Source organism: Schaalia naturae (assembly GCF_042665795.1).
GTDB lineage: Bacteria > Actinomycetota > Actinomycetes > Actinomycetales > Actinomycetaceae > Pauljensenia > Pauljensenia naturae.
In genome coordinates, this window is sequence record NZ_JBHTEF010000001.1 from 1,689,720 (window position 1) to 1,702,946 (window position 13,227).

Here is a 13,227-nt window from a genome sequence, read left to right on the forward strand (position 1 = left end):
CTCCTGTGCGGATTGTCGGGGGTCGTGGGATCGTCCGGGCGGCCGCTACCGCCCTTCGGCGGCGGACGCGTCGAGGACGGTGACCGGGCGGAGCTCCACATCGGCGTTCAGCTGCGAGACCGCCTCGAGGACGGGGCGCAGTTCCATCCACCACTGCAGGGAGGGGCGGCCGTTCTCCCGGTCCAGGTCGTCGTCCATGCGCTCGACGGCGCGGGACTCGATGGAACGCGTGGTCTGGCCGATGTAGACGGCGTTCGACGTGCCTTTCTCGAACTGCCCGGCCAGCTGCGTGATCGCGGCGTCGATGAGGCGCGTGGCCAGCAGCCGGTCGAAGGGGGTGGGCGCCCCGCCCTGCTGGAGATGGCCCAGCGCACAGTTGCGCACGTCGTAGAGCCCGTCGCCCTCGCCCTCGAAGACGCGGCCGAGGAACTCGCGGTCGTAGTGGGGGGAGGCCTCCTCGTTGGCGAGGACGAGGTAGAGGCGGCGTCCGTGCTCGAAGGCCTCTCGCAGGCGGCGCGCGTCCCGGCTGATGTCCGTGATGGTGAACGGGACCTCGTTGAGGTAGGCGTGCTCGGCGCCGGAGGCGATCCCCGACATCAGCGTGAGATAGCCGCAGCGCCGTCCCATCACCTCCGCGACGAAGCAGCGTTTCGAGGCCGCCGCGGACTCCTTGATGCGGTCGAGGGCCCACACGGCGTTGTTGAGCGCGGTGTCCGCGCCGATCGTCAGCTCCGTGCCTGGCAGGTTGTTGTCGATGGTGGCGGGCACGAGGACCGTCGGGATGCGGAAGGCCGGGTAGCGGTCGCGCTCCCCCGTCATGCCGGCGACGGCCAGGTAGGCGTCCAGCCCGCCGATGACGAGGAGGGCGTCGATCCGGTTGCGCTCCAGGGCCCGCCCGATCCCGTAGTACTCCTCGATCGAAGGCTGGATGCGCCGCGTCCCGAGCTCGGCTCCGCCGTGGAAGGCCCAGCCCTCCACGTCCGACCACGACAACTCGTGCACCTTGTTCTCCATGAGCCCCGGCCACGAGCCGTCGACCCCCAGCATCACCCACCCGCGGTTGATGCCCAGGCGCACGGCGGCCCGGGCGGCGGTGTTCATGCCGGGGGCGAGCCCGCCGGCGTGGAGGATCGCCACGCGCGGCGCCGGGTCATCCACCTGGTGGATCACGCCGGGCGAGTCGGCGGCGCCCGCCTCCGCGGGGTCCGCCGGGCCGTTCCCCGGCTCGACCCCGGCTCCGCCCTCCGGAGCGGGCTCGGGGGCGGGCGGGGCGGACAGGATGTCGTTGAGCGCGACCATCGTCGTGAAGCTCGTGCCGCGCGCCGCCATGGCGGCCCGGTAGTCGCCGTCGGCGACGTAGCCCTTGACGGCGCGCGTGTCGCGCACGGCCTTCATCAGCGGGATCCGGGTGACGCGGTTGTTGCGCACGCCCAGGACGACGGGCTCGGAGTCGTGTCCGGCCTGCGTGATCTCCTGGACAGCCGCGTATCCCAGCAGCGTCGACATCCACCGGTCGTAGGCCGAGGGCGTGCCGCCGCGCTGGACGTGCCCGAGGATCGTGATGCGCGCGTCCTCGCCGGTGCGCTCCCGGATGGCCTCGGCGATCTGGGGGGCGCCCAGGTGGGCGCCCGTCTGGTCCGTGGCCCCCTCGGCGACCAGGATCATCGACTCCCGCCTCCCGGCCGCGCGGCCGCGGCGAAGCTTCTCGCACAGATCGTCCTCCCACCCCGGGCCCACGGGGTTCTCCGGGGTGAAGACGTAGTCGGCCCCCCCGGCGACGGCCCCCATCAGCGGGAGGTAGCCGCAGTGCCGACCCATGACCTCGACGATGAAGGTGCGCTGGTGAGAGGCGGCCGTCGACGTGATCTGGTCGAGCGCGTCCACGATGCGGTGCAGGGCGGTGTCCGCCCCGATCGTCATGTCGGTGCCCACGAGGTCGTTGTCGATGGACCCCACCAGGCCGACGACGATCAGGCTGGGGTGGGCATCGGCGACCTGCTGGGAGATCGCGCCCTCCTCGAGGAGCTGGGCGACGTGGGCGGCCCAGCCCTCGCGGAACTCGTCCGTGCCGGCCAGAGAGCCGTCCCCTCCGATGACGACCAGCCGGTCGATGCCGCGTTCGAGGAGGTGGAGGGCCGCCTTGTGCATGCCCGACCACTCCCGGAACTCCACCGAGCGGGCGGTGCCGATGACCGTGCCGCCCTCGGCGAGGATGCCGGACACATCCGACCACGCGAGCTCCTGGATGTAGTCCCCGCCTTGGACGGCGCCCTCCCAGCCCTCGCGGATCGCGTAGGGGACGGCCCCGCGGGCCAGGGTCGTGCGGGCGACCGCGCGCACCGCTGCGTTCATGCCCTGGGCGTCCCCGCCCGAGGTGAGCACGCCGATGCGCATCGCAGGCGCCGGTGCGGCAGCCATCTCCGGATCGCTGGCGGCTGCTGCTGTCTGACCGGTCATCTGTCCCCTCCTGAGGTGGTCGTCGAACCCCGGCTCTATTGTGCCCTCTCCAGGCGCCCGCGCCGACAGGCCTCCGCCCAGGCGGGACGAGGGCGCTCAGCGCGCGGCGGGGGCGCCGGAGGCGTCACCGGGTCCGGAGCCCGCGTCCCCGAGTGCGCCGGCGGTCGCGGATTCGCCGAAGGAGGGGCGGGCGCGTTCCAGCTCGACGCGGGCCTGGGCCGCCCGCTGTTCGGCGTCGGCGGCCAGCTGGTCCTGCAGAAGGGCGTTGTCCCGGGGCAGTGGGCGGCGCCCGCCCCGGAAGTAGGCCCCCAGGAAGGTGCAGGCGACGGCCGCGACGAACCAGACGGCCAGGATCGCCAGGCAGTTGCGCACGGCGTGATCGGCGCCCGCGCCCGCGATCATGTCTCGGAACGCCAGCTGCGTGTAGGACATCGGCAGGAACGGGTGGATCCACTGGAAGAACCTCGGAGCGGTCTCGACCGGGAAGGTCGCGCCCATCGAGGTGATCTGGAGGCTGAGGAGGATGATCGAGACGAACCGGCCACGGTAGGCCATGGTCGCCACCGCCGCCTGGTTGACCGCGACGAAGGTGAGGGAGGCGGCGATGGCCAGCAGCACGAGGCCCCCGACGTTGTCCGCGCTGAGCCCGATCGTCCAGTTGACGATCGTCATCATGAGGACGGCCTGCGCGACGGAGAGCACGGTGGCGGTCGTCGCGGGCCTCAGCGCCGCGTGCCACCACTTCTCCGTGGGTCCGGGGCGGCGGTCGAGCGCGGGCAGGACGAGGAAGATCGCGATCCCGCCGACCCACAGCGCGAGCGACATGAACATCGGCGTGAACCCGGCGCCGTTGTTCGCCACCGCGTGGTCGCGCACCGCGTCGACGGCCACGGGCGTCGAGATGACGTCGGCGATGTGGCCGGCGTCGGCATCCGTGTAGGCCGGGATCCGGTCGACGCCGTCGCTCAGGCCCTCGGTGAGCTTCGCGGCACCGGTGGCCAGCGCGGAGGAGCCGTCGGAGGCGGTGCGGGCGCCCTTGTCGAGCGTGGCCAGACCGTCGGCGAGCGCCGAGGTCGAGTCCGCGAGCGTGGCGGAGCCGTCGGCGAGGTCCTTCAGCCCGACCGTGAGGGTGCCCGCCCCCGAGGAGGCGGTCGAGGCGCCCTCGGCGAGCTGGCGCGCGCCGGAGGCCAGCGCGGAGGAGTTCTGCGTCAAGGTGGTCAGACCGGAACTCAGCTGGGAGGTCGCGCCGATCAGCTGCGTCGACGAGGACGCCCCTGCTCGCAGGGTCTGGGACTGCGAGGAGAGGGTGGTGAGGACGCCGGCGAGGCTCCGCCCGGAACCGGTCGCCGGATTGTAGGCGTCTGTCGCCTGGCCGATGCCGGCCTGGAGCGTGGAGGCGCCGGCTGCCAGCTTTTGAGCGCCGGCGAGCGCCGTCTGGGCGCCGGTCGCTGCCTCCTTCGTCTTCCCGAGCAGTTCGGCGCTCTGGGAGCTCAGAACTTGGGCGCCCCTGGCCGTTTGGCCCATCTGTCCGGCCAGCGTGCTCGTGCGGTCGGCCACTGTGGATGCCCCGGCAGTCAGGGCGGCGTCCTGCTGGACGGCCTGGGTGAGGGCGGCGCACACGGGATCGGAGGCGCCGTGCGCGCCCACGCAGAGCTGCTGGATCTGCTCGATCGACGCGGTGTAGGCTGCGACGCCCGAGGAGAGGCTCTGCGCGCCGCCGGTGAGCTCCTGGAGCTTCTGGGTCGCCGCCGGATCATTGAGCTGTCCGCTCAGGCTGTCGACGCCCGCGGTGTAGGCGTCGACGCCCTTGACCAGGGTGTCGTTCTGCGAGGGGTCCATCAGGTCCCCGGCGTCGCTCGCGTTTCCGAGCCCGTTCGCGAGCGCGGTCAGCCCCGGATTCGCCCCGCTCCCGTCGCCCACCAGCTGCGCGAGCCCGGTGCTCAGCGCGGAGGCGCCGCTGACGAGTGAGGGCGTCTGGGAGGTTCCGGCGACGACGGTCGCGCGCAGTTGGTCGACGCCAGCGGTGTAGGTGCCGACGCCGTCGGCCAGCGTCGTCAGGCCTTCGGCTCCCGAGGCGATCTGCCGGGCCCCGGAGGCCGCCTGGTCCACGCCTGCCGTGTACCGGGAGACGCCCGAGTCCAGGGTCGATGCCCCCTGGGAGAGGGCGGCGACCCCGCTGCTCAGGGCGTCGGCCCCCGAGGCGGCGCTCTGGGCGCCGGAGGCCACCTGTCCGGCGCCGTCGGCCAGCTGTGACGCACCGGACCGCGCCGTCGACGCGCCGTCCTCGAGGGAGGAGAGCCCCGACTGCAGGTCGTCCGCCCCTTCGGCGAGCGCCGAGGCGCCCGACTGGGCGTCGTCCATCCCGTCGCGGATCGTCCCCAGGGACATCACGATGTTGTCGACGTACTCGTCGACGCCGCGGGCCGTCATCACGTTCTCCATCTCGGAGGCGACCGTCTTCGCCATCGTGCCGGCCAGGTAGTTGACCCCGTCGTCGGTCTCGAGGCTGAGGGTCTGCTGGGCCGCGTCCTGAGGGTCGCCGGCGGCCACGCGGGTCGTCGCCTGGGTGAAGTCGGCCGGGATGACGAGCATCGCGCGGATGTCCTCGGAAGTCATCGCGGCGCGGGCTTCGTCCTCGCTGTCCATCCGGACCCAGGTGAACCCGACGTCCTGTCCCTCCTGGGGGTCCGTCAGCCGGTCGGCCAGCTCGTCGCCCAGCGCGAAGTGCCGGGTCTCCCCTGTCGCCAGGGTGACATCGGCAGGGGTGTCCAGGTCGACCACCGCGGCCGTCATCGTGTCGAGCCGGTTGGTGGGGTTCTGGTAGGCGGAGGTCAGCAGCCCGGCGTAGAGCAGCGGGATGATGGCGATGGCGACCACGACGATGACGTTCGCGAACGTCGAGCCGGTCAGTTTTCTCATGAGAGCGTCCTTCTGGGAAGCGGGTTCCCCTGCGGGCCCGCGGGGGGTCGAGCGTCCGGCGCGGGTCGTGTGTGGGGGGACGAGGTCGCCCCGCTTCGATACAGGTATGTATTCAACGGTCGACACAGACGATACATGTGTGTATCGTTGCTTGCAACAGGGCCGATACACTGATGTATCCCAAAACACAGGAACGGGCGATGATGATGACGATGACAGAGAGGATGTCGGCCAGGCGCGCGGCCGTCAGGCGCCTCGCCGGCGCCCCCACGACCGACCGGCGCGCGCAGACGCAGCGACGTCTGCTGGACGCCGGACGCACCGTGATCGCCGAGAACGGCGTCGGAGGGGCCTCGGTGGGCCTCATCACCTCCGCGGCGGGATTCTCGCGAGGGGCGTTCTACTCCAACTTCCAGGACATGGACCATTTCGTCGAGCAGGTCGCCCACCGCGAGTGGGAGTCCGTCCTGGTCGTCATCGGCCGGAGCCTGAACGCGGCCCTCGACCAATCCCCGGCCGGCGGAGAGGGCGCCCCCGACGACGAGGGGGTCGCCGCTCCCGGGACGGGCGCCGGGCCCGCGCCGGGCGCGGCCCGCGCGACATCCTCGGAGCGCTCTTCCAGCCACGTCGCCGACCGCGTTGCGACAGGACTGCTGGAGTCCACGCGCCCCCTGCTGCTCGCGGGCCGGGCGGATGCCGATCTCGACAACCTCACCCGGTTCGCCCAGGCGCTGCTGGCCGCCGTCCCCCGCGACCGCGAGTTCTACCTGCTGTGGACGTCCCTGTCGAACTTCATGGTGCGCTTCCCGGAGGGATCCGCCCACCTGCGCGCCGCCTTCATCGACTTCCACGACGGCATGGCCGAGTACCTGGTCGACGCCCTGGACGCCCTGGGCCTGGAGCCCGCCATCGACCCCGGGGACATCGTGGACCTGGTCATCGCCATCGGAGCCCGTTCGACGCGCTCCCAGCTGGTGTCGACGGACCATCTGGAGGGCGAGCTCATCGACCGGCTCCTCCCCGTCCTCATCCCCACGCTCATCCGCGTGCGGGAGGCCCCAGCGCGGCCATGACCCGCCTCCGGGTCGGGCGCCTCACGCCAGCCGCGCCTCGAGGTCGCCGTCGAGTGCGGCCAGGAACTGCTCGGTCGTCAGCCACTCCTGATCGGGCCCGATCAACAGCGCGAGATCCTTCGTCATCCGGCCCGACTCGACGGTGCGGATCACGACGTCCTCCAGGGTCCGCGCGAAACCCGACACCTCGGGCGTGGCGTCCAGCTCGCCGCGATGGGCCAGGCCCCGCGTCCAGGCGAAGATCGAGGCGATCGGGTTGGTGGAGGTGGGACGCCCCGCCTGGTGCTGGCGGTAGTGACGGGTGACGGTGCCGTGTGCGGCCTCCGCCTCCATCGTGCGGCCGTCAGGGGTGAGGAGCACCGAGGTCATGAGCCCCAGCGACCCGAAGCCCTGAGCCACGGTGTCGGACTGGACGTCCCCGTCGTAGTTCTTGCACGCCCAGATGTAGCCACCCTCCCACTTCAGGGAGCTCGCGACCATGTCGTCGATGAGTCGGTGCTCGTACGTCAGCCCGGCCTCCTCGAAACGCGTCTTGAACTCGGCGTCGAACACCTCCTGGAAGATGTCCTTGAAGGCGCCGTCGTAGGCCTTGAGGATCGTGTTCTTCGTCGACAGGTACACGGGGTAGCCTCGCTGCAGGCCGTAGGCGAAGGTCGCGCGCGCGAAGTCACGGATCGAGGCGTTGAAGTTGTACATGCCCATCGTCACGCCGCCGCCCTCGGGCATCCGGACGACCTCGTGGACGATCGGTTCGGAACCGTCCTCGGGCGTGAACGTGAGGGTCACCGTGCCGGCGCCAGGGACCTTGAAGTCGGTGGCGCGGTACTGGTCGCCGAAGGCATGGCGCCCGACGACGATCGGTTTCGTCCACCCGGGGACCAGGCGCGGGACGTTCGAGATGATGATCGGCTCCCGGAAGATCACCCCTCCCAGGATGTTGCGGATGGTGCCGTTGGGCGAACGCCACATCCTCTTCAGCCCGAACTCGCGGACTCGGGCCTCGTCGGGGGTGATGGTGGCGCATTTGACGCCCACGCCGTGCTCCTTGATGGCGTTCGCGGCGTCGATCGTCACCTGGTCGTCGGTGGCGTCGCGGTTCTGGATCGACAGGTCGTAGTAGCGCAGGTCGATGTCCAGATAGGGGTGGATCAAACGGTCCTTGATGAACTGCCAGATGATCCGCGTCATCTCGTCGCCGTCCAGTTCGACGACCGGTCCCGCGACCTTGATCCTGCCCATTGCGGCCCTCCCCCTCGCCCGGCTTCCGCCCGGCTGTCCGTCCGATGCGGCCTCCCGCGCCTCCACGCGCGGAGCCGTCGCCAGATTACTCGATGTCGAGAGATCTGTCAGCGCCGACCGCGCCTCCTCCGGGGGCGAGGGCGTCGACACGGGCGGACGGGGCGCCACGAATTACGCAAGATATTTTGCACAATGCGTCTTGCTGGATTATCCTCGCCCCATGCCCGCATCGACCCCCGACCCCGCGCCGCAGCGCTCCCTGTGGCGCGACCGCGACTACGTCGCCTGGCTCGCGGCAGACACGTCCTGGCAGTTCGGAGCCTCGATCCGAGCCTTCGCCACGCTGCTCATCACCTACGCCGTGACCGGCTCCTACGCGCAGGCGGGTGCCGTCTCGACCGTGTCGACGATCGTCTCGGCCGTCGCCATGCTCCCGGGAGGCGTTCTGGTCGACCGGTGGGACAGGCGGGTGTCGCTCACGGTGTCGGGCCTGGCCCGGGCCCTGGTCTACGGGGCCGCGACGCTGACCTGGTGGACGGGGGCGATGACGATCGGGGTCCTCTACGCTGTCGGCGTCGCCTCGGGTCTCATCGCCGGCCTGTTCTCCACCGCCTCCGATGCGGCTCTGAAGTCCGTCGTGCCCACCCGCGACCTCCCCCGGGCGATCGCCGCCAACCAGGGGCGCGACGCGGCGGTCAGCCTCTCCGCCTCCCCCGTGTCCGGGGTGCTCATGGGGCTCTCCTACGCCCTCCCCTTCGCCGCCGCGGCTCTGGGTTCCCTGCTCCAAGTGATCGGCACGCGGTTCATCCGCGCGGATCTCCGGCCCGCGCGCGAGCCCGCTGCCACATCGGCGCACGCGCGGCGCGCATTCCTCCGAGAGCTCGGCGCCGGGTTCTCCGTCTACCGCGACATCCCCGTCCTGGCGCGGATGCTCCCCGCGCTCATCCTCGTCAATTGCGGCGTCAACGCGCTCTTCGTCGGCGTCCAGCTGATCCTTCAGGGCCAGGGCGTCGAGCCCTGGCGCATCGGGTTGCTGGACACCGCGATCGGAGCGGGCATGCTGGCGGGCTCCGTCTTCGCTCCGCGGCTCATCCGGCGCGTGCCCACGGGACGGCTATGCGTCACCCTGTTCGTGGGCTGCGCCGCGGTGCTCATGCCGTTGTCGTTCGTCCAGGATCTCCCGCTCGCCCTCATCGTCCTCGCTCTGCTCGGGATCATGATGCCCGCGCTCAACGGCGCGATGGGAGGCTACTTCCAGGCCCTCATCCCCAACCGGCTCCAGGGTCGGGCGCTGTCGGCGATGCAGCTGATCCAGCAAACGCTCCCCGCCCTCATGCCAGCCGCCGTGGGACTCGGGTTGCAGTACCTCGGTGCCGGGCCCACCATGCTCGCCACCGCCATCCTCTTCCCCGCGGCGGCGGTCCTGGTCCTCACCCACCGCGAGCTGCGCGCGCTGCCGACCCCGGACCGGTGGAGCATCGGGGATCAGCAGGCCCCCGAACCGCTTCCGGACCGCGACCCGGCTGCGGGGGCCGGTACGGTGGGAGCGTGACCGAACTCCGCTTGGCATCGGACCAGCCCGCCCCCGAGCGCGCCCTGGAACTGCTGCGCGTCCTCTCCCAGCCCGTGCGCACGAAGATCCTGCGCGCCATGGTGAACGGGCAGGCGATGCGGGTCAGCGATGTCGCGGCGGCGGTCGGCGAGGCCCCCAACTCCGTCTCCTACCACCTGCGCCAGCTGGAGCGGGCGGGCATCGCCCGGCATGCTGACCCCGCCCCCGGCCGGGACGGCCGCGAGACCTGGTGGGTCGTCCCCCACTGGAAGGGGCTCTCCTTCGACATCGCCGCCCTGCGGGCGCTCCCCGGAGGGGACGCGGTGCTCCACGCCTTCGACGAGTCCGAAGCCGAGTCGATCCTCGACCTCTTCTCCCTCGCCCGGTCCGAGGCAGCCGACCGGACGGGATGGCCCGGCATCCGTGCAGACGGTCCGCTGCTCTTCACCCGCGAGGAGGCGGACGCCCTGGTGGAACAGCTGGTCGGCCTGATCAACCGCGCCACGGAGATCTCCCGCGGGCACGGCGCGAACCAGGACAGCGGACTGCGCCGCTACGACTACCGGCTGGCTTTCCTGCCGGCCGCGGACGGCACCGAGCCCGCCGGCCCCTCCCGGTGACGAAGCCGGCCCTCAGACGACCCCCATCGTCGCGGTGAAGGGCGAGAAGAACCAGACGAGGGCGCCGACGCCCGCGTAGAACGCGACATCCAGCCACCGCCAGCGCGAGGCGAACCACGGCCGCCCCGGCCACAGCGCCCGCGCGCCCGACAGCAGGAACAACAGACCCGCCGTGAGGAGGACCGCCCGGTGAGGGTGGTCCGTCAGCGAGAGGATGACGACGCCGGCCAGCCCGGCCAGCGCGACGGCGACGCTCGCGATCTCCGCGGCGTCGGCGCGTCTGCGTTCGGGGGGCTGGTCGAGGTCCATCGACCCACACCCTACCCGTCCTCCCGCCCGGGCCGGGACTAGCATGGTCGGTGCGCTCCCGGCCGCGGGGCGGGACAGGCATCCGCCGGGCCGGACCGCCCGACTGCCGCGCACCCCGAGGAGAGACCGTGACAACGCGCTTCATCGTCATCCAACCCGCCCCGGCCACGACCGCGGAAGAAGTCGCCGAAGCGCTCGCCGCACGAGGCGACATGCGCCGCATCTCTGCGATGGACGGGGTGTCCGTCGAGGACCTGTCGCGCGATCCGGCGGCGGCGCTCGACGGCCTCAGCCGCCGCATCCGGGAACTCGAGGCGGAGGCCGTCCTCGTCGATCAGGTCGAGGAGCTGCCGGTGAGCACCTTCGACGTCCTCGGATGGAACCTCGATGTCGCCGCGTCCACGGGCGCGCGCGTCCTGCTCGCCCTCGATGCCGAAGGGGTCCCCCCGGAGCTGGTCGCCCAGGACATCCTCGTGGCAGGCGCCCGGGCCGCCGCCCACGGCACCGCGATCACCGCGGCGCTGGTGCGGGGGGCCGCCCTCAGCCGGATCGACGCCGGCGGCGTGCCGGTCCTCGCCTGCCCTCCCGCGCCCGCCGAGCTGTCCCAGCTGCTCTCCTGAACGCCGTCCCCGGGCACGCGCGACGCCCCCGGACCGGCCCGGCCGCGGCCGAGGAGATCCGGGGGCGCACGCTCCGCTCGGAGGGCCTCAGGCCTGGGGGGCCTGGCCGACCGCGATCCCGAGGTGCGAGTACGGGGCCGGCGGGTTGGCCAGCGCGTCCCGATCGACCACAGCCCGCGCGTCGATGGCGATGGCCCCGCGCGGGGAGGAGGCGAGCACCGGGTTGATCTCGATCTCCGTGATCTCCGGGTGCTCGCACACCAGACGCGAGAAGCGCTCGATGATGGTCGTGAGCTGGTCCAGATCGGCCCCGGGACGCCCGCGGTACCCCTCGAGGATCGGCCAGATCCTCAGGGACTTCAACATCGACAGCGCCATGTCCGAGTCCACCGGCGCGAGCTGGATCGCGGAGTCGCCGAGGATCTCCGCCGACGTGCCGCCCGCGGCGACCATGATGATCGCCCCGAAGGACGGATCCTGGCGCGAGCCCAGGATGAGCTCCTGTCCGCCGGCCGGGATCATCGGCTGCACGGTGACGCCGTCGATCGCGGCGTCGGGGCGCTTCTCGCGGGCCGAGGCCACGACCCGCGCGAAGACCTCGCGCACCTCCTCGGCGCTGTTCACGTCGATGACGACGCCGCCGACGTCCGTCTTGTGGGTGATGTCGGGCGAGGCGATCTTGATGACGACCGGGTACCCGAACTCGTCGGCGAGCGCGACGGCCTCGTCGGCGGTCGCGGCCAGCCGCGACAGCGCCACGGAGATCCCATAGGCGTCGAAGAGCTCCTTGCCCGCCAGCTCGGAGAGCACGCCCTCCTCGGGCACGGAGGCGATGAGCTCCCTCGCGCGCCCGCGATCCGGCTCGAAGCCGTCCGCGGGCGTCACGGACACCGAGGGCAGGGGTCCGCGGTGGGAGGCGACGATGTCCATGAACGCGTCGACCGCGTTCTCCGGGAACTCGTAGGCCGGCACGCCGGCCGCGTCGAGGCGGGCGATGGCCTCCTCGTTGGTGTCCCCGCCGCCCATCCAGACGCCGAGGATCGGCTTGTCCGTGGTCTTGGCGGCCTCGATCACCGCGTCGGCGGAGCCCAGGATGTCCGTCATCGACTGGGGGGTGAGGATCACGAGGACGGCGTCGACGTTCGAGTCCGCCACCGCGGCCTTGATCGCCGCCTGGTAGCGCGCCGCCGGCGCGTCGCCGAGCACGTCGATCGGGTTCGAATGCGACCACGCCGCGGGCAGTACCTCGTTGAGGGCGTCCAGGGTCCCCTGGGAGAGGTCGGCCAGCTTGCCCTTGCGCGCGATGAGGGCGTCGGCGGACATCACGCCGGGACCGCCGGCGTTCGTGACGATGGCGAGGGACGGCTGCCGCGCGACGCGCCCGGCGTCCAGCAGCTCGATGGCGTGGTAGAGATCGGAGATGCGCAGGACGCGGGTGACGCCGACGCGCTCGAAGGCGGCGTCATAGACCGAGTCGGCCCCCGCCATCGCGCCCGTATGGGACACGGCGGCCTTCGCCGAAGCCGCGAAACGCCCTGCCTTGTAGGCGATGATGGGCTTCTTCGCCGAGAAACGGGCCGCCGCGGAGGTGAACGCCTGCGGATCCGAGATGGACTCCGCATAGACGACCGCGGAGTGGGTGTCCTCGTCGTCGGCCAGGTAGTCGAGGACGGCCGCCAGGTCGACGTCGGCCGCGTTGCCCAGCGACACGATCTTGGAGAACCCGATCCCCTTGCCGATCGCCCACTCGATGGCGCCGGCGGTGAGCGCCCCGGACTGCGAGATGAACGCGACATGACCGGCGCCGGGCATGTGGGCCGCGAAGGAGGCGTTGAGTGACAGGCCGGGGACCTGAAGGCCCAGGCAGTTCGGGCCGAGGATCCTCATGCCGTTGGCGCGGGCCGTCTCGACGATCTGGTCCTCGACGGCGCGCCCCTCGGGGCCCGTCTCGCGGAAGCCGGCGGTGAGGATGATGAGGCCCTTCGTGCCCAGCTTGGCGCACTGCTCGACCACGTCGAGGACGCCCTTGGCCGGGATGCAGATGATGGCGAGATCCGGAACGGCCGGAGTCTCCGCCACACTGGGGAACGCCGGGACGCCGCCGATCGACTCGTGCTTGGGGTTGATGGGATAGACGACGCCGGGGAAGTTCCCCTCCAGCAGATTGCGCACGACCATGTGCCCCAGATTGGTGGGTTTCGTGCTGGCGCCAACGACGGCCACCCGCTTCGGCTGGAACAGGCAGTCCAGATCCTCACTCATCAAAGTGATCCTTCCAGGTCACGAGTCTTGAGTTCGGCCCCAGCGCCTATTCGCTCGGAACAACAGGTTGTGTCCCCTCGTTTCGGCCGGGACCACACAGCGGCCGGACAGCTCACTGTGACACGTCAACGATACAGGCCAGGACCTGCGTCCCGGTTCGGCTGGACGGTGAGGCC

Annotated in this window: 9 protein-coding genes; 4 read left to right on the forward strand and 5 right to left on the reverse strand. The window is 71.5% G+C overall.

The features are described 5' to 3' along the window. Positions 1–45: 45 nt before the first annotated feature. Both ACFQWG_RS07510 and ACFQWG_RS07515 read right to left on the reverse strand, forming a co-directional pair. The gene (locus ACFQWG_RS07510) at positions 46–2,418 is read right to left on the reverse strand and encodes a 6-phosphofructokinase (protein ID WP_380976285.1); all 2,373 of its coding nucleotides are present in this window, start codon (positions 2,416–2,418) and stop codon (positions 46–48) included. 135 nt (positions 2,419–2,553) lie between these two features. Next, a complete protein-coding gene (locus ACFQWG_RS07515) occupies positions 2,554–5,376 on the reverse strand; it encodes a YhgE/Pip family protein (RefSeq protein ID WP_380973861.1) in 2,823 nt (940 codons plus the stop codon). 212 nt (positions 5,377–5,588) lie between these two features. On the opposite strand from ACFQWG_RS07515, the gene ACFQWG_RS07520 reads away from it, so the two are divergent. Continuing rightward, entirely contained in the window at positions 5,589–6,449 is an 861-nt protein-coding gene (locus ACFQWG_RS07520; RefSeq protein WP_380973863.1) for a TetR/AcrR family transcriptional regulator, read from the forward strand. Positions 6,450–6,470: 21 nt separating this feature from the next. Here ACFQWG_RS07520 and ACFQWG_RS07525 read toward each other — a convergent pair whose 3' ends face one another. Continuing rightward, entirely contained in the window at positions 6,471–7,688 is a 1,218-nt protein-coding gene (locus tag ACFQWG_RS07525) for an NADP-dependent isocitrate dehydrogenase (protein WP_380973865.1), read from the reverse strand. A 220-nt stretch (positions 7,689–7,908) separates the two neighbouring features. On the opposite strand from ACFQWG_RS07525, the gene ACFQWG_RS07530 reads away from it, so the two are divergent. Beyond that, positions 7,909–9,240: an MFS transporter gene (locus ACFQWG_RS07530; RefSeq protein ID WP_380973868.1), complete on the forward strand. Its 1,332-nt coding sequence runs from the start codon at positions 7,909–7,911 to the stop codon at positions 9,238–9,240. Next, positions 9,237–9,860, forward strand: a complete 624-nt coding sequence (locus ACFQWG_RS07535) for an ArsR/SmtB family transcription factor (protein WP_380973871.1) — start codon at positions 9,237–9,239, stop codon at positions 9,858–9,860. The genes ACFQWG_RS07530 and ACFQWG_RS07535 overlap by 4 nt, the downstream gene beginning before the upstream one ends. 12 nt (positions 9,861–9,872) lie before the next feature. On the opposite strand, the gene ACFQWG_RS07540 is transcribed toward ACFQWG_RS07535, so the two are convergent. Then, the gene (locus ACFQWG_RS07540; RefSeq protein ID WP_291495693.1) at positions 9,873–10,169 is read right to left on the reverse strand and encodes a DUF3017 domain-containing protein; all 297 of its coding nucleotides are present in this window, start codon (positions 10,167–10,169) and stop codon (positions 9,873–9,875) included. A gap of 128 nt (positions 10,170–10,297) precedes the next feature. Between ACFQWG_RS07540 and ACFQWG_RS07545 the strand changes: the two genes are divergently transcribed. Next, positions 10,298–10,789: a hypothetical protein gene (locus ACFQWG_RS07545; protein ID WP_380973874.1), complete on the forward strand. Its 492-nt coding sequence runs from the start codon at positions 10,298–10,300 to the stop codon at positions 10,787–10,789. 87 nt (positions 10,790–10,876) lie between these two features. On the opposite strand, the gene ACFQWG_RS07550 is transcribed toward ACFQWG_RS07545, so the two are convergent. Further along, positions 10,877–13,051 carry an acetate--CoA ligase family protein gene (locus tag ACFQWG_RS07550; RefSeq protein WP_380973877.1) on the reverse strand — a complete coding sequence of 725 codons (2,175 nt, stop codon included), beginning with the start codon at positions 13,049–13,051 and terminating at the stop codon, positions 10,877–10,879. Between the last annotated feature and the right edge of the window lie 176 nt (positions 13,052–13,227).